18 protein-coding genes are annotated in these 15,577 nt (G+C 40.6%); 11 read left to right on the top strand and 7 right to left on the bottom strand.

What is annotated here, in order from left to right:
- Window positions 1-154 precede the first annotated feature (154 nt).
- Window positions 155-370 (top strand): hypothetical protein, encoded by a 216-nt coding sequence (locus GLIP_RS14635; protein ID WP_008845435.1) that lies wholly within the window; start codon window positions 155-157, stop codon window positions 368-370.
- A gap of 26 nt (window positions 371-396) precedes the next feature.
- On the opposite strand, the gene GLIP_RS14630 is transcribed toward GLIP_RS14635, so the two are convergent.
- Window positions 397-762: a response regulator gene (locus tag GLIP_RS14630; RefSeq protein WP_008845434.1), complete on the bottom strand. Its 366-nt coding sequence runs from the start codon at window positions 760-762 to the stop codon at window positions 397-399.
- Window positions 763-845: 83 nt separating this feature from the next.
- Between GLIP_RS14630 and aceK the strand changes: the two genes are divergently transcribed.
- The 5 genes from aceK to nspC all read left to right on the top strand — a co-directional run bounded on the left by aceK (window position 846) and on the right by nspC (window position 6,620).
- Window positions 846-2,555: a bifunctional isocitrate dehydrogenase kinase/phosphatase gene (aceK, locus tag GLIP_RS14625; RefSeq protein ID WP_008845433.1), complete on the top strand. Its 1,710-nt coding sequence runs from the start codon at window positions 846-848 to the stop codon at window positions 2,553-2,555.
- 18 nt (window positions 2,556-2,573) lie between these two features.
- The gene (locus GLIP_RS14620; protein ID WP_008845432.1) at window positions 2,574-3,518 is read left to right on the top strand and encodes a 1-aminocyclopropane-1-carboxylate deaminase/D-cysteine desulfhydrase; all 945 of its coding nucleotides are present in this window, start codon (window positions 2,574-2,576) and stop codon (window positions 3,516-3,518) included.
- 27 nt (window positions 3,519-3,545) lie between these two features.
- On the top strand, window positions 3,546-4,154 hold the full coding sequence (pnuC, locus tag GLIP_RS14615; RefSeq protein ID WP_008845431.1) for a nicotinamide riboside transporter PnuC: 609 nt from the start codon (window positions 3,546-3,548) through the stop codon (window positions 4,152-4,154).
- Between the two features lie 109 nt (window positions 4,155-4,263).
- Entirely contained in the window at window positions 4,264-5,466 is a 1,203-nt protein-coding gene (locus tag GLIP_RS14610) for a saccharopine dehydrogenase family protein (protein WP_008845430.1), read from the top strand.
- A gap of 14 nt (window positions 5,467-5,480) precedes the next feature.
- Window positions 5,481-6,620 carry a carboxynorspermidine decarboxylase gene (nspC, locus tag GLIP_RS14605; RefSeq protein WP_008845429.1) on the top strand — a complete coding sequence of 380 codons (1,140 nt, stop codon included), beginning with the start codon at window positions 5,481-5,483 and terminating at the stop codon, window positions 6,618-6,620.
- A gap of 38 nt (window positions 6,621-6,658) precedes the next feature.
- On the opposite strand, the gene GLIP_RS14600 is transcribed toward nspC, so the two are convergent.
- The 3 genes from GLIP_RS14600 to rsmI are packed head-to-tail and all read right to left on the bottom strand — an operon-like array spanning window position 6,659 to window position 9,375.
- Window positions 6,659-7,537: a DMT family transporter gene (locus GLIP_RS14600; RefSeq protein ID WP_008845428.1), complete on the bottom strand. Its 879-nt coding sequence runs from the start codon at window positions 7,535-7,537 to the stop codon at window positions 6,659-6,661.
- Window positions 7,524-8,543 (bottom strand): FAD:protein FMN transferase, encoded by a 1,020-nt coding sequence (locus GLIP_RS14595; RefSeq protein WP_083880125.1) that lies wholly within the window; start codon window positions 8,541-8,543, stop codon window positions 7,524-7,526. The genes GLIP_RS14600 and GLIP_RS14595 overlap by 14 nt, the downstream gene beginning before the upstream one ends.
- Window positions 8,536-9,375 carry a 16S rRNA (cytidine(1402)-2'-O)-methyltransferase gene (rsmI, locus tag GLIP_RS14590; protein WP_008845426.1) on the bottom strand — a complete coding sequence of 280 codons (840 nt, stop codon included), beginning with the start codon at window positions 9,373-9,375 and terminating at the stop codon, window positions 8,536-8,538. Before rsmI ends, GLIP_RS14595 begins: the two co-directional genes overlap by 8 nt.
- A gap of 85 nt (window positions 9,376-9,460) precedes the next feature.
- Here rsmI and GLIP_RS14585 point away from each other — a divergent pair, with 85 nt between their 5' ends.
- The 5 genes from GLIP_RS14585 to GLIP_RS14565 all read left to right on the top strand — a co-directional run bounded on the left by GLIP_RS14585 (window position 9,461) and on the right by GLIP_RS14565 (window position 13,478).
- Complete coding sequence (locus GLIP_RS14585; RefSeq protein WP_008845425.1) at window positions 9,461-11,392, top strand: penicillin-binding protein activator; 1,932 nt, start codon at window positions 9,461-9,463, stop codon at window positions 11,390-11,392.
- Window positions 11,379-11,738, top strand: coding sequence for a YraN family protein (locus tag GLIP_RS14580; protein ID WP_040523078.1), 360 nt, complete (start codon window positions 11,379-11,381; stop codon window positions 11,736-11,738). Before GLIP_RS14585 ends, GLIP_RS14580 begins: the two co-directional genes overlap by 14 nt.
- 45 nt (window positions 11,739-11,783) lie before the next feature.
- The gene (locus GLIP_RS14575; RefSeq protein ID WP_008845423.1) at window positions 11,784-12,377 is read left to right on the top strand and encodes a phosphoheptose isomerase; all 594 of its coding nucleotides are present in this window, start codon (window positions 11,784-11,786) and stop codon (window positions 12,375-12,377) included.
- Between the two features lie 5 nt (window positions 12,378-12,382).
- Window positions 12,383-12,958: a BON domain-containing protein gene (locus tag GLIP_RS14570; protein ID WP_008845422.1), complete on the top strand. Its 576-nt coding sequence runs from the start codon at window positions 12,383-12,385 to the stop codon at window positions 12,956-12,958.
- A 106-nt stretch (window positions 12,959-13,064) separates the two neighbouring features.
- On the top strand, window positions 13,065-13,478 hold the full coding sequence (locus GLIP_RS14565) for a hypothetical protein (RefSeq protein ID WP_008845421.1): 414 nt from the start codon (window positions 13,065-13,067) through the stop codon (window positions 13,476-13,478).
- A 105-nt stretch (window positions 13,479-13,583) separates the two neighbouring features.
- Here GLIP_RS14565 and GLIP_RS14560 read toward each other — a convergent pair whose 3' ends face one another.
- The 3 genes from GLIP_RS14560 to sspA all read right to left on the bottom strand — a co-directional run bounded on the left by GLIP_RS14560 (window position 13,584) and on the right by sspA (window position 15,550).
- Complete coding sequence (locus GLIP_RS14560) at window positions 13,584-14,405, bottom strand: DUF2989 domain-containing protein (RefSeq protein WP_008845420.1); 822 nt, start codon at window positions 14,403-14,405, stop codon at window positions 13,584-13,586.
- An 82-nt stretch (window positions 14,406-14,487) separates the two neighbouring features.
- Window positions 14,488-14,895 (bottom strand): ClpXP protease specificity-enhancing factor, encoded by a 408-nt coding sequence (locus GLIP_RS14555; RefSeq protein ID WP_040523151.1) that lies wholly within the window; start codon window positions 14,893-14,895, stop codon window positions 14,488-14,490.
- A 22-nt stretch (window positions 14,896-14,917) separates the two neighbouring features.
- Window positions 14,918-15,550: a stringent starvation protein SspA gene (sspA, locus tag GLIP_RS14550; protein ID WP_008845418.1), complete on the bottom strand. Its 633-nt coding sequence runs from the start codon at window positions 15,548-15,550 to the stop codon at window positions 14,918-14,920.
- Between the last annotated feature and the right edge of the window lie 27 nt (window positions 15,551-15,577).

Here is a 15,577-nt window from a genome sequence, read left to right as displayed (position 1 = left end):
ATATTTACCTAAGTGTCAACGACAAACGATAACATTCGCGCAAGAAATTTAAGATTATAAACAAGCGTTTAGTCAATTGAGGGAAATTCACATTTGTTTTTAAATGACAGGTATCTATTATGTGTAGTTACCTATATTCAAGGAGGCGCAATCAATGAGTAACAATGAATCCAATCAAAATGAGCATGGTATTTTAAATTTTGCAGCGTTGAAAACCGCAATTGTTAATGGTGAAGAACAGTCGATAAAGGAATTGCTCCCTAATCAACCCATGCAAGAACTCGAAAAAAGTTATCTAATAGACCTAGCCAAGCTAAATAATAAAAGTCATATTGTAAATCTTCTAGAAGATATTCCAGTTAAGCAATAAATAATAAGCCAATAAAAAGCAGAAACTTAATACAGTCCGAAACGTGTGAGAACGTCTTGTAGTTTACTTTTATCTACAGGTTTTTCGATGAAATCTAGCGCACCTAGCTTAGCCACCCTAGATTTCATTTCGGGCTGAATATCCCCAGATATGACGATGACAAAGACTTCAATACAACGTTTTTTTATTTCTTCTAGAACTTCAATGCCATCCATAATTGGCATGGTCAGATCAAGAAATAACAGTGCAAACGAACTTTCAGCCAGCTTACTAATAGCTTCTTGCCCGTTACAGGCTTGGTCAATTTCGCTAGCGAAATTTTCTGGAAGACTACGCTGAACCATTTTGCGCGCCATAGCGGAATCATCACAAATTAATACTGGGAAACTCAAGATCTTACCTTTTATTATTATTATTGTTGGTGCTATTTGTGGTTCAATAACACTTTCGTTAACCCCTTACTTTGACAGAAGTTATGCCCATAGTTCAAGAAAAAGTCGCTTATCAGATACTTTTTGGCTTCGAAAAAAATTATCGTTGGTTTTGTAGAATCACTTCTGGAGCAAAACAACGTTTCGAACAAGCACAGTGGCAAGCGACTCATAGCGCGGTTAAAGAACGTATTTCAATTTATGAACAAAGTTTGGCAGATACGGTTTCCGAGCTATATGCGTTGATAAATCCGCGCCAACAAGACAGCGAATTTTGGCATGCAGTTAAAGTCCATTTCGCACAACAATTGAATCAACACCCGCAATATGAACTTGCCGAAACCTTTTACAACTCCGTCATCGGCAGATTATTTAAACATAGTAAGATTGATGAAAATATTATGTTTGTTTTGCCTAGTCGGTGTTATATCTCCGGCCAAGATAAACAAAAGATTGTGAATAGTTTTGATACCAGTGGCACTGTAGGTTCAATGATGCAAGCCATCTTATCGATGTATCGGTTTAATATCGACTTTAAAGATAAAGCCACTGACTTATCTAACCTTGATCAGGCTCTAAGGGAACGACTAAACAAAGCTCAGCTGGCTAGTGTACATACCGTTGAAATTTTGAAACCCGTATTCTATCGCGGTAAAGCGGCCTATTTAATCGGGCGTATTTGTATGCCGAATGAAACCTTACCGTTTGTTATAGCGTTGCTAGTAAACGAACAAAAACAATTGCAGGTAGATGCTCTGTTGACCAGCAACAAAGACCTGAGTGCAATTTTTGGTTTCGCACGCTCTTATTTCATGGCAGAAACCCTGTACCCGGCAGAAATCGTTGCTTTTTTACAAGAACTCATGCCGAACAAAAAGAATTTCGAGCTGTATATGTCGATTGGCCATTACAAGCATGGTAAAACCGTATTCTATCGAAACTTTTTGCAGCATTTAGAGCACTCAGACGACCAGTTTACCGTGGCGCCAGGTGTAAAAGGGCTGGTTATGGCCGTATTTCATCTACCCTCTTATGGCGTGGTGTTTAAAATCATCAAAGACGAATTTCCGGAAAGTAAGCGCGTCACTCGTGAACAAGTAAAAGAATGTTATCGTTTGGTGAAAATGTCTGACCGAGTTGGACGCATGGCGGATACCCATGAATACGTCAATTTCAGGCTTCCTCGTAATAGAATCGAGCCAGCCCTTTTACAGGAACTGCAAGATGTCGCCAGTTTGAACATTCAAGTAAACGACCATGAAGTGATTATTAAACACCTCTATATTGAACGTAAAATGACGCCGCTGAATATCTTTTTACAAACCGAAACTGATGAAAGTAAAATTCACAACGCGATTGCTGATTTAGGCTTATGTATAAAACAAATCTCTGCAGCAAATATTTTCCCCGGCGACATGCTACATAAAAATTTTGGGGTAACACGACATGGACGCGTGATATTTTATGATTATGATGAAATTTGCCTGATGCACCAACGCACCTTTAGAGAGCTGCCGAAATCGGATGATCCATTTGCCATAGACACAATGTCAGTGTCACCAGAAGATGTGTTCCCTGAACAGTTTGAACATTTTATTGTGGGTAAACGTCACTTAAAAGATTTACTCAAGCAACTCCACCCAGAACTGATGACGGCAGAATATTGGATTGAAGCACAAAAGCGTGCCGCTACGGGTGAAGTGCAACACTTTACCCCCTACAGCGAAGCGCAACGCTTTCGTCACCAGCCATGACGTTTTAAGGTTGCCCGCATGACTAAAAGCACTGAAATGGACTCATTAATTCGTACTTTGTCGATTCAACTACCCTCGCCTGAACAACGACTCAATCTTGACTGCAAAAATGCTAATCAGGTAGAAATCTGGATTAAGCGAGACGATTTGATCCACGCCGTAATTTCCGGCAACAAGTGGCGAAAGCTAAGCAATATATTGCGAATAGCATTGCAATCTCCGCCAGCAAAAATTATCAGCTTTGGCGGCGGTTATTCTAATCATATTCATGCTCTCGCATATTGCTGTAACGTTTTAAAAATACCGTTTCTAGCTTATATACGGGGAAATTATGCGCAAAATATGACGCCAATGTTAACTGATATAAGCCGCTGGGGAGCGCAAATCGAATGGGTAAACAAAGTCACCTACGCCAAACGCGCAGAGCCATCCTATATTTCACAGTTAAATGCACAATATCCTAACTCCATGATAATCCCCGAAGGAGGATCACAACAGGCTGCATTAGAAGGCGTTTCAAGCATTATTAATGAACTCACACAACCTTATGATTTAATTGCCGCTCCCGTGGCCAGTGGCGGCACGATCGCAGGGTTAATCCATGCATCGCACAATATGGATACTTCTGTTCTTGGTATAGCCGTTCTAAAAGGACACGACTATTTATACGATTTAGTTAACCAATTTTTACCTGCAAAAATGAAAACAGCTTCAGACGAAACGGGTGCGAGTGCAAAATGGCAGATAAATTCGGAATTCCATTTTGGTGGCTACGCTAAAAAACCTGCGGAATTACTGGCATTTTGCAATAATTTTCAACAACATAATAAAATTGAATTAGAACCGATTTATTCGGGAAAATTGTTTTTTGCACTTAGCCAACTAATTGAAAAAAATTACTTCCCTAAGTACACCAAGATTTTGGCGCTTCACACTGGTGGTTTACAGGGTATTAGGCCTTGAATCATTCGAATGAAATAAGGAAACAGCATGCAATGGTCTGAATGGCTTGCAGGATTTGCCGGTGCTTCACCGATTGAGTGGATCGCCACCTTAAGTGGGTTTTTAAGCGTATTTTTAATTATTAAACGCAGTATATGGTGCTTTTTCTTCGGTTTTATTCAAGTCAGTTTATACAGTTGGATTTTTTACGACGTTAAACTCTATTCTGACATGCTCCTACATTTAATTTATGTAGGCTTTCAAGTATACGGTTACTGGATGTGGTCGAAAGATCTAGACAATAACGGTCATGTGGTTATTCACCATGGGCGACCTGCTCTATATCTGCAAATGACGATTATTGCGATTTTAGCAGCCCTAATTTTGGGGTGGATAATGGCCACCAAAACGGATGCTAGTTTGCCCTATTTCGATGCGTTTACCACCTGTACCAGTTTAGTTGCACAATGGCTTATGTCACATAAAAAGTTATTTAACTGGAGTTTCTGGATCGTTGTTGATGTGGTGGCAATTTGGATTTATTGGCATAAAGGTTTATACCCCACATCAGCGCTTTACTTGTGTCTATTGGTTATGGCCAGTATCGGTCAATATCAATGGTGGAGAATTTATCAAAAAAATACCACAATGATGTAATATATTGGATGCGAAATTTGTCATTAAATTTTTTGCATTCGACTATTGCGTCTTTGGCTAGCAGTGTTAGCATGCGCAAAAATTTCAGCTTAGATAAAAGGAAGCTAATATGTCTCGTGTTTTGATCATCGGAGCGGGCGGTGTTGCCGCTGTAACTATAAAAAAATGTGCACGCTTGCCAGAGCATTTTGATGAAATTTATTTGGCCAGCAGAACCGTGTCAAAATGCGAAGCACTACAAGCAGAAGTTGGCGCAGACAGAGTCAAGGCCGTATATGCGGTAGATGCAGATAATGCTGAAGAAGTAGAAGCGTTAATTAATAAAGTAAAACCTGATTTACTGATTAACCTTGCCCTACCCTATCAAGATCTCCCTATTATGGATGCATGTCTTGCCACGGGTACAGATTATTTGGATACCGCTAACTACGAACCCAAAGACGAAGCTAAGTTTGAATATTCGTGGCAGTGGGCATATCAAGATAAATTCAAAGACAAAGGCATTATGGCCTTGTTAGGTAGTGGTTTTGATCCAGGTGTAACTAACGTTTATACCGCCTATGCTGCGAAACACTACTTTGATGAGATTCATTACCTAGACATCGTGGACTGCAATGGTGGTGACCATGGTCAGGCATTTGCAACCAACTTCAACCCTGAAATCAATATTCGTGAAATTACCCAACGTGGCCGCTTTTGGGAAGATGGCCAGTGGAAGGAAACTGATCCGTTAAGTGTCAGAGAAGATCTTGACTATCAAAACATTGGTGTACGTGCTTCTTATCTAATGTTCCACGAAGAATTAGAATCAATTGTTAAGCACTTCCCAAGCTTAAAACGCGCACGATTCTGGATGACTTTCGGTGATGCATATCTAAATCACCTTAAAGTTCTTGAAGGCATTGGCATGACAAGCATTGAGCCTATTGATTTTCAAGGCCAAAAAATAGTGCCGTTGGAATTTCTAAAGGCCGTTTTACCAAATCCAGGTTCATTGGCTGAAGGCTATACCGGTATGACTTGCATCGGTACTTATATTACTGGTGTGAAAGATGGCAAAGAAAAAACCATCTTTATCTATAATAACTGCGACCACGCAGCTTGTTTCGAGGAAGTTGGTGCTCAAGCGGTTTCGTACACTACAGGCGTGCCAGCAATGATAGGCGCGGCTCTGATGCTAAATGGTACTTGGAAAGGTGCAGGTGTTTGGAATATGGAACAATTTGATCCTGACCCATTCATGGATATGCTAAACCAGCATGGTCTACCGTGGGACGTATTGGAATGTGAACAAAGTCCTTTTAAACGCTAATCAGGAGTACCACCTTGAGCGATGAGATGTTAAATCCAAATATTCCTTCTCCCTGTTATGTTTGTGAAGAAGTTAAACTTGAGCAAAATTTGCAAATAATGCAGCGAGTTCAACAAGAAGCTGGTGTGGATATTATTCTTGCGCTCAAGGGTTTTGCTATGTGGTCTACGTTTGACCTTGTAGGTAAATACCTTAAAGGTTGCACCGCAAGTTCAGTATGGGAAGCCAAACTTGCCAAGTTCGAAATGAACAAAGAAGTACATGCGTTTTCACCGGCTTACAAACCCGCCGATATGACTGAATTATTAGAATTGGTGAATCACATTTCATTTAATAGTTTATCCCAGTGGCAGCGTTATAAAGATCAGGTTATTGCGAAGGGTATTTCAGCTGGTATTCGATTAAACCCAGAACACCGAGAAGCCGAAACCGAACTTTATGATCCAAGTGCGCCGGGCTCAAGGCTAGGTATTCGCGCCGTCGATCTAGAAGGCGCTGACCTAAGCAACATTGAGGGCTTTCACGTACATAATTTATGCGAGTGTGATTCATATGCTACTGAACGCACACTTTTAGCAGTGGAAAAACGTTTTGCTAAATGGTTACCCGATATTAAGTGGTTGAACTTAGGCGGTGGCCATTTGATGACGAAAAAAGGGTATAACCTAGAGCACCTTATCGATACGTTAGCCCAATTTAAAAAACGTCATCCACATATCCATATTATTTTAGAGCCTGGCTCTGCAGTGGCATGGCAAACGGGTAGTTTGGTATCAGAGGTGGTAGATCTGGTAGAAAACGATGGAAAGATAGCGATTTTGGATATATCCGCCACAGGGCACATGCCAGATGTACTAGAAATGCCCTATCGCCCAGTGGTTACGGGAGCCGGTATGCCAGGTAAAAAATCTTTCGATTTTAAACTCGGTGGAAACTCCTGCTTGGCTGGCGATGTGATTGATACCTACAGTTTTGACCATGACTTAGTCGTTGGTGAGCGGCTTATTTTTGAAGATATGATCCATTACACTATGGTAAAGACCACGTTCTTCAATGGTGTAGAGCACCCATCTATCGGCATCATCCGTAAATCAGGCGAGTTCGAATTAATTCGAAAGTTTGAGTATGAAGATTTTAAGCATAGATTGTCTTAATTTACTCTAATCGAACATCAATTTAGGCAATGCGACGGCTAGTTTTTTAGTTGTCGCATGCCAAATATAACTACTAATAACCCCAATAAATGTAACCAAGTTACTGGCTCACCTAGAAGCTGATTAGACAGAATAATCGTAAACAAAGGCCCTACGGCTCCTACCACTGAAGCTTTACTTGCGCCAATTCGTTTCACCCCTGCACTGATCATAAATGAAGGTATCAAAGTCATAAAAATCGCGACAATCAATATTCCCCAATAATGATTTGCTGAATATTGGGTCAAATCCTCCACATCTGCAAAGTAAGAATGCAGCAACAATGTTATACAAGCAGAAATCATAGCCAAACAAACGAATCGTTGACTGCCAATCTGCCGAGAAAAACGTTGGGTAGCCACTAAATACCAAGCAGTGAAAATACTGGCAATAAACACTAAAAAACTGCCCCAATAGAGGTTGTCACCGCCAAATGATAAATCTGCATAAAAGAAAACGATGATACCTGCATAAGACAAGATTAACGCTAGCCAAATCTTAGTTACTGGCTTTTCGTTTAGAAACCACCAACCAAATAATATAGCCACTGCTGGATAACAAAATAAGATAATTCTTTCTAAACCCGCAGTGATAAACTGCAAGCCGAGCAAATCAAAATAGCTAGCAAAGTGATAACAGGCAATACCTGCCGCGCAGCAACCCAGCAACTCTTTTAGACTTAACGTTCCCCACCCTGTTTTCTGTAAAGACCAAATCAAAATCACTATATAAAAAGGTAATACAAACAACATACGAAGTGTTTGCAATTCTAGTGAGCCAATACCTAATTGATACAGATATTTGATCATGATGGCTTTACTAGAAAACAATATCGTGCCTAAAACGACGAGTATAATTCCTGAATCAATTTTCGGCATTGACGGCTTCAAATGATTTTGAGTAGTGAAGTCGTCTTTGATTATCTAAGATAATCGCTTCATAGCCTCGAGTTTGATTAATCAGATCTATGCCTTTTTGAACGCCCAAGACAAATACTGCAGTTGAAAGTCCATCATTGAGCGTGCTTTTCGGGCCAATGATTGTCACACTTTGAACTTCGTAGCTTGATTCACCGCTTTGAGGTGAAATAATGTGATGGAAGCGTTTTCCATCTTCTTCAAAATAACGTTCATAATCGCCGGACGTTGACATCGCAATATTTTCTAACGGTATCACCACTGCTTGTTTATCGCGATGGCGCGGATCACGTATCCCGACTTTCCATGGCCGCCCACGTCTGTCACCTAGTAAACCCGTATCTCCACCGGCGGTAACTAACGCATGTTCAATTCCCATGTCTGTTAAAATCGCTAATGCATTATCGACCGCATGACCTTTAGCAATCCCGCCTAAGTCAATTTTCACCTTAGGATGTTTAAATTTAATTGTTTTGTCTTCTTCATTAAGTACAACATGTCGATAATTAATCGCCTCCAACAATTGATGAATGGTTTGCTCATCGGGACGTTGTTTTTCGCGATAATTATATAGATACCCTACACTGGCATAGGTGATATCAAAAGCTCCTTGAGTTTCTGATGATAAACCTATCGATAACTGTAAAAGGTCAAATAGTTCTGGGGAAATCTCCACGTTTGAGTGAGCGGCTAATCGGTTAATTTTCGATAACTCACTGCTTTGTATATAAGGACTCATTAGCTGATTTATACGCTCCATTTCCGTCATCACAGCTTCAACCGCGGCCAGACCTAATGTAGGCGATTCAGCCCATATTTCGGTACGAATATTGGTTCCCATAATGGGACGACTATCTGAATACCAAGCGCCTGAGCCGTCAGTCTGGGCAGCCACCTGTGGGATTTGGAAAACGCACCAGTAGAGTAAGCAAACAACAACTGTCCTGACTAAGCTCGTTTTAGTCATTTAACGTCAACCCTAATTGATACAAAGCGTTTTTCTTTAATCCGTAATGCTGTGCAGTGATCGCTGCGGCTTTTTTTAATGGTAACTCCTGCATCAGGGTTTTGAGTAATATCAAACTCTCTGGTGGCAGCTCGGAATCGTTTTCAGGCGCACCTGCGACCATCAACACAAATTCGCCGCGTTGGTGATTTGCATCTTCTAGCAACCAAGCCAAGACTTCAGCAGCCGTCCCAGCGTAAAACGTTTCAAAGGTTTTAGTAATTTCTTTACCAATTGAAATTCTACGTTGCTCACCTAACACCTCAACAATCGCTTTTACCGTATCTGCAATACGCCGTGGTGATTCATAGAACACAGTGGTAGCAGTTTCAGCGTTCAAGCGCTCCAATAGGGTATGTTTAGCGACTTGTTTAACCGGCAAAAAGCCGATAAATAAAAATTGGTCGGTCGGCAAGCCTGATGCACTTAATGCTGCTATTGCTGCACAAACCCCAGGAATTGGTACTACAGGTACTTGATGTTCACGACACCGGTTTACCAGATTATATCCTGGATCGCTGATTAGCGGCGTACCTGCGTCTGAAATCAGGGCTACGTTTAATCCATTCTTTAATTGTTCAATCAAACGATCAGCTATTTGTTTCTCGTTATGATCGTGCACTGCGGTCATGCGGGTACTCACCCCCCAATGCTGCAATAGCTTTTGGCTGTGACGCGTATCTTCAGCGGCTATTAAATCCACCTCATTAAGCACCTTTATTGCTCGATGAGTAATATCATCCAAATTTCCAATTGGTGTAGAAACAATGAATAATGTGCCAGTTTTTACCACTTATGATCAGCCTTTGATTGTTTTACGTCATTAGGCATTTTAAACTACCTGAAGATAAATGGGTTGGAAAATTTTGAGAGTATCGATGGATCAGTTGAAATGGTTGTTAGTTTTGTGTGCAAGCGCACTTTTATACGGTTGTGGATCTACTCCGGATAAAAGCGAGCGTGCAGAAAACAATGTTTCGAACAAGCAAACAATACAAGAAGAACCCGACCTACCTCAAAATCCCATGTATTATCTCAATGAAGCGCAACGAATTTTTGCGGAAACTGCAGACATCAATCAAAGAAATTATTGGATAGTGCAGGCAGCTGAATCATATAAGCAACAAAATGCTTGTGCACAAAGCGAAAAAGTATTGCACATTTCTTTGTCCGAAATAAAAGATCCCATCTTGCGCAATCAAAGCTACATATTATTAGCTGAATGTGAGCTAACAAAGCGCGCTATAGATTGGTTGAAAGTATCAGAATATCAACAATATATTGATCCTGCCGTAAGCCATAAAAACCGTGCTTTGAAAATTAGCTATTCTCAGCAACTTCATCATAACCAATGGCTGAATGCCGCATCGACTTTACTTGCCATAGAGCCAACTGACAATCTACAAACGACTGAGATTTGGTATTTGTTACAAAGGTTAAATGAGCAAGACTTAGGGAATGCATTGCGTTCTCACTCACAATTAGCGCCATGGTTGCAGTTAAGTTTAATTGTCAAACGATTCGGCTTACAACAAACCAAATTGCAGACGGCCGTTAATGAATGGCAAACACGTTATCAAGACCATTTGTTGAGTGAAAATTTACCGCAAGAAGTTCAACTAGCATTGTCGGTTAAACCAATCGAAATGCAAAAAGTAGCTGTCCTATTGCCTTTATCGGGAAGGTTAGCACAACAAGGTTTAGCCATTAAAGAAGGCCTGCTATCAGCCTATTACGCGCAACAGCAGGCGATGTCTACTGACGTCGTTGAGAATTCCACAGTGCTGCATTTTTTCGATACAGAAATCAACAATGTACCCAAATTGGTAGAAGATGTATCAGAATACGATGTCGTCATTGGGCCATTGATAAAAGAAAAACTAGCTGAATTTAGTGCGCTTGCCCCAGCACATCTCAATATTATCGGACTAAATAGACTGGATATTTCAGCAGAACCTGAAGAACTGACATCACTAGATAGCAACGAAGTACCTGAAACATCGACACCAGAAACTACCACTGTACCTGGTATTCGAGTTTACTTCGCGTTATCGCCAGAAGATGAAGCTGTGCAATTAGCAAATAAAGTATTTAACACCGGCGTTGTCAGCCCAATCGTTGTGACTCAACAAAGCGGCGCACCTATGCGCATGGCAAATACGTTTCTACAAACATGGCAAATGTTAGTTGGTGAAGATGCCCCAGCGCCAGGTTTAGCGACTTTCACAGACAATAAAAGTATGCGAACCAGCCTAACTTCATTATTAGACGTAGCGCAAAGCAAAACACGTATAGATCAACTGGAAAACCTGACTAGTGAGCAAATTCACTCTGTACCAAGAAACCGTCGTGATATAGATGCTATAGTACTATTTGCCTCACCTGAACAAACAGAATTACTTAACCCTATCGTAGAAACCAGTTTGAGCCCATTTAATGACAAGGCGGTTCCGGTATTTGCGTCATCTAGAAGTTATAGTCAAAACTTTAGTAATAATAGCTTACGAGATCTGCGCAATATCACATTCACCGATATGCCTTGGATGTTACCGGATGAAGATCATAAGGCCCTTAAGAATGAAGTCGCCAAGATCTGGCCAAAACAAGATGATACTTTAAAGCGTTTATTTGCATTGGGCTTCGATGCTTATTCCTTAGTGCCTGATTTACCGGGCTTATCAGCATTACCTCAAGTTAGTGTAAAAGGACTGACTGGCACTCTTTCCATAGATCAGGATGGCAATATTATCCGTGTATTACCTTTTGGCAAAATAACCGAAAGCGAGGTTATATTGCTTGCATTGGATTAAGCAACGTTTCTCAAGACTTACAGGACAAATCTCGGAAAATAAGGCCCGAGAATTCCTTGAGAATAATGGTTTACGTTTTATTCAAAGTAATTATCACTGCCGTACGGGTGAAATTGACTTAGTCATGCAAGATGAACAGGAATGGGTGTTTGTTGAAGTGAAATTTCGAAGCCGTTCTGATTATGGTACAGCTGCTGACTTCTTCCATGCTTCAAAACGAAAAAAATTTACACACGCAGTGAAACATTTTATGCATTTTCATCGTCTAAACCCCGCTATGGTGGCACACCGTATCGATTTGGTTGCAATAGACGGAGATCAAATTCAATGGTTTAAATCTATCTAAACTACATGCCATTGAAAATTATTTTATAACATTATTGAGATTTTCATGATTGAACAAATAAAAGCGAATTTTACCGAAAGCATCCAGACGAAAATTGCCGCAGGGGAAGTGCTTCCGGAATCTATATTTAAAGCCTCTCAGATGATGGTAGACGCACTTATTCATGGCAACAAGATATTGTCATGTGGCAACGGGGGTTCTGCAGGAGACGCTCAGCACTTTTCTTCCGAACTACTCAATCGTTATGAGCGAGACCGTCCAAGCTTACCTGCTATGGCGCTAACCACTGATTCATCAACAATTACCTCAATTGCTAACGATTACAGCTATGATGAAGTGTTTTCTAAACAAGTCCGCGCGCTTGGACAAGCTGGCGATATATTATTGGCAATATCCACCAGTGGTAATTCACGAAATGTGATAAACGCCATGGAAGCTGCATTGAGCAGGGACATGACAATTGTTGCCTTAACCGGTAAAGACGGTGGTGAAATGGCGGGGCTTTTAGGTCCTAATGATGTTGAAATCCGTGTGCCTTCCAGTAGAACCGCGCGCATTCAAGAAGTCCACTTATTAGTTATTCACAATCTGTGTGAATGCATCGACGATAGTCTTTTTCCTGAGCAGGATGCGGAGTAATCAGTATGTTCTCAAAAACCAATAGTTTAATTGCGCTTGTTATTTTAACCACATTAGGCTTACAAGGTTGTGCAGCACTCGTAGTTGGAGCTGGCGTGGGAGCTGCGTCTGCTGCCCACGACAGACGTACATTAGGCACGCAAATAGACGACAAAACTGCAACGGCTCGTTTAGCATCTGAATTTGCAAACAATGCAAAGCTAGATCGTGCCAGAATCGATATAACTGTCTTCAATGGTATCGTATTATTGGTTGGCCAAGCTCCGACTGAAGCAATTCGTCAAGAAGTATCAACCACAGCGCAAAGGGTCAAAAACTTGCGCAAGATCCATAATCAAATGCGCATAGGGGAACCCATTCCTGCAACTGTTATAGCAAATGATACATGGCTTGCTAGCAAGGTGAAAACCGCACTAATTGGCGATAAACGCGTGGACGGATTGAATATTATTGTTGAAATTGAAGATTCAGAAGTTTTCTTAATGGGTTTGGTCAAACCTAGCGAAGCCGATATTGCGGTTGAAATAGCTAGAAATGTAAATGGTGTCACTAGAGTCATCAAGGCGTTCGAAAATCAATAAGCCTGCTTTTATCTCGATGTCTTTATTATAGTAAGCGGTTATATTATCCACCCTAGCTTTTTTAATCGTGGTCTATAATTAATAAGAACTCGAGACAAGGCATAAAATGTCAGACCAATTTGAAATTGTATACTCAAGCAATGTTATTGCTGCTCAATATGGAAAATATTGGCTGCAAAAAGCTGTACCCAAATTACTGACCCAAAAAATATTTGAAATTGCGAAATATATGCCTACTTCCGGTTGGGCATTTTATGATGACATTCGTAATTGTCCGGTAAAAGGGCCCGAACAAATCCGTTTTTGCGCGAACTCTGCACATGAATTGGTTGATATGGGATTGACACATTGTGTGGTTTGCGTAAATGGCTTAGCTATTTCAGAATGGATGATGAAAATTATTGTTCCACAAACGGTGAAACTTATTTTTGTGGAAACGCCCGAACAAGGTTTCGAAATACTTGCTAAACAAGGCTTCGAAACCAGTAATTTAGACTTTCAAATCAAATTTAAAAGTTAGTCGTGTATTTTAGACTGATTGAAATAACAACCGCTTAAACAGTCGTCAGCATCGCCTGACTATTTACAAACTTACCGCAAATACTAATTCCCAGTATTAACTGATTTATTTTAAGTTTTCGGGAAATGTACTCATGTCTTTGTTTAACCATTTAGCATCAAACAGTAAATCATCGACCTTTTTTTGTGCAATATGTATTTGTGATGGTGACATTTTTTCAAACAGCTTAAAGTATTGCGCATTAACTTCCGCTTTGTTTTTATCTAATGCGCTGTAAAGTCCTTGCCATATAGCCGCTTTTTGAAGGTCATTTTTATCTAAATAATATCCCACATAGAACTCATAAACAGACGGCTGAATGTCTTTGATCAGGTCTGCTTTTTCCAACGCCATACGTGCGTACTTCACCCCTTCAGACATATTGCTTTTAGCTGATTTAGTCATTAGCGCGACATATACGTCTACATGGACCTCTTGCGCAGTTTCAAAGCCATTGACCATTGATTCCCAATTATCTTGGTTTTGAGAATATGTCCAAAGCCACAAGTTCACTTCCGGGCGCGACATAGATCGTGTACTGGCGATGAGTTCTTTTTGAATTTCGGGAATTTTTCTTATGGTTGTAATCTGTGATTGTTTATCACTTTTGTTCCTAACCGCTTCTGATACAAATGCATCTTCTAAACAACTTTTATAAGCGTCTAAACTTTTTAGCGCGATATAGGTATTGATAGAGCTGATTTGCTCGCGTTGGCGTGCGAGATCTCGTATAACTTCACTTCTTGGGATTGAACATAGTGCACCTGAATGCGTATTGTCACAAATATCCTGATAGGTATCACATATCTGCCACATTGAAGCATCCGCTACACCATCATTTTCACAACCAGATAAAAGAATACCAAGTGCAATCAGCCAATATCGCATGTTTATCTTTCCTAGAATTTGTTTAATTTTACTGTTTGTCAATTTACCAATAAAAAAGGCGCTGTGCAGCGCCTAATTTGACTTATTTAACGACCGTTAAATTTGGAGGTCCTTTTTTATCCGGTTTAGGTGTAGATGATGTTTTGGAAACACCCTCTCCTTTTTCCTCTTGAGGAATACTTTCTTCCGGCGTAAATACGGTACCAGCGCCATTCTCTTTTGCATAAATAGCTAAAACAGCATTAGTGGGAACCACTAACTGTCTCGCAACACCGCCAAAACGGGCTTCAAAGCTAACATCAGCATTACTTAGATTCAGTTTAACACATGCACTTGGAGATACGTTTAGGACAATCTGTCCATCGCGTACATGTTCCTGTGGCACAATAGTGCCTGGCATGGTCGCATCCACTACCAAATAAGGTGTTAAATCGTTATCTACGATCCACTCGTAGAATGCGCGAAGTAAGTAAGGCTGATTTGACGTCATCATAATATGCTACCTAGTCCACTTAAAGTGGATCGTGTATCTCTCTTTCTTGATCAGTTAATGATGCTTTGAAGGAGTTACGAGCAAATATGCGATTCATATAGGCAAGTACTTCTTTGCTACCTGCACCGGTAAGTTCAATACCAAGTGCTGGCAGCCTCCATAATAGTGGCGCCAAATAACAATCAACTAAACTAAATTCTTCACTCATGAAAAAAGGAGTTTCAGCAAATAGTGGAGCAAGACTTAATAGTGCTTCGCGTAACTCATTACGTGCAGCTTCTAAGTCCCCTTTTCCGGCCACAATTTTATCTGCAACAGAGTACCAATCTTGCTCTATTCTGTGCATCATCAAACGGCTTTGACCACGAGAAACTGGGTAAACAGGCATAAGGGGAGGATGTGGGAATCGCTCATCCAAGTATTCCATTATTATATGGGACTTGTACAAAACGAGTTCTCTATCGACCAGTGTAGGCACTGTGCCATAGGGATTTAAATCAAGTAAATCTTCAGGAAGGTTGGTTGGATCAGTATAGCTGATTTCAACGCCCACTCCTTTTTCCGCAAGTACTATGCGCACTTGGTGACTGTAAATATCACTTGTGTCTGAGAACAACGTCATGATTGAACGTTTATTCGCGGCTACAGCCATTAACTATCCTCCAGAATCAACAAAACA

Origin of the sequence: Aliiglaciecola lipolytica E3 (assembly GCF_000314975.1) — a bacterium.
Taxonomy (GTDB): domain Bacteria; phylum Pseudomonadota; class Gammaproteobacteria; order Enterobacterales; family Alteromonadaceae; genus Aliiglaciecola; species Aliiglaciecola lipolytica.
Note: the sequence above shows the minus strand (reverse complement) of the source record. Positions and strands in the feature narration are given on the sequence as shown.

Excerpts from the sequence above, each read along its gene's own strand:
- GLIP_RS14635 (WP_008845435.1), top strand. The coding sequence starts at position 155 with ATGAGTAACAATGAATCCAATCAAAATGAGCATGGTATTTTAAATTTT.
- aceK (WP_008845433.1), top strand. The coding sequence starts at position 846 with ATGCCCATAGTTCAAGAAAAAGTCGCTTATCAGATACTTTTTGGCTTC.
- GLIP_RS14620 (WP_008845432.1), top strand. The coding sequence starts at position 2,574 with ATGACTAAAAGCACTGAAATGGACTCATTAATTCGTACTTTGTCGATT.
- pnuC (WP_008845431.1), top strand. The coding sequence starts at position 3,546 with ATGCAATGGTCTGAATGGCTTGCAGGATTTGCCGGTGCTTCACCGATT.
- GLIP_RS14610 (WP_008845430.1), top strand. The coding sequence starts at position 4,264 with ATGTCTCGTGTTTTGATCATCGGAGCGGGCGGTGTTGCCGCTGTAACT.
- GLIP_RS14600 (WP_008845428.1), bottom strand. The coding sequence starts at position 7,537 with ATGCCGAAAATTGATTCAGGAATTATACTCGTCGTTTTAGGCACGATA.
- GLIP_RS14595 (WP_083880125.1), bottom strand. The coding sequence starts at position 8,543 with ATGACTAAAACGAGCTTAGTCAGGACAGTTGTTGTTTGCTTACTCTAC.
- GLIP_RS14585 (WP_008845425.1), top strand. The coding sequence starts at position 9,461 with ATGGATCAGTTGAAATGGTTGTTAGTTTTGTGTGCAAGCGCACTTTTA.
- GLIP_RS14575 (WP_008845423.1), top strand. The coding sequence starts at position 11,784 with ATGATTGAACAAATAAAAGCGAATTTTACCGAAAGCATCCAGACGAAA.
- GLIP_RS14570 (WP_008845422.1), top strand. The coding sequence starts at position 12,383 with ATGTTCTCAAAAACCAATAGTTTAATTGCGCTTGTTATTTTAACCACA.
- GLIP_RS14565 (WP_008845421.1), top strand. The coding sequence starts at position 13,065 with ATGTCAGACCAATTTGAAATTGTATACTCAAGCAATGTTATTGCTGCT.
- GLIP_RS14560 (WP_008845420.1), bottom strand. The coding sequence starts at position 14,405 with ATGCGATATTGGCTGATTGCACTTGGTATTCTTTTATCTGGTTGTGAA.
- GLIP_RS14555 (WP_040523151.1), bottom strand. The coding sequence starts at position 14,895 with ATGACGTCAAATCAGCCTTACTTACTTCGCGCATTCTACGAGTGGATC.
- sspA (WP_008845418.1), bottom strand. The coding sequence starts at position 15,550 with ATGGCTGTAGCCGCGAATAAACGTTCAATCATGACGTTGTTCTCAGAC.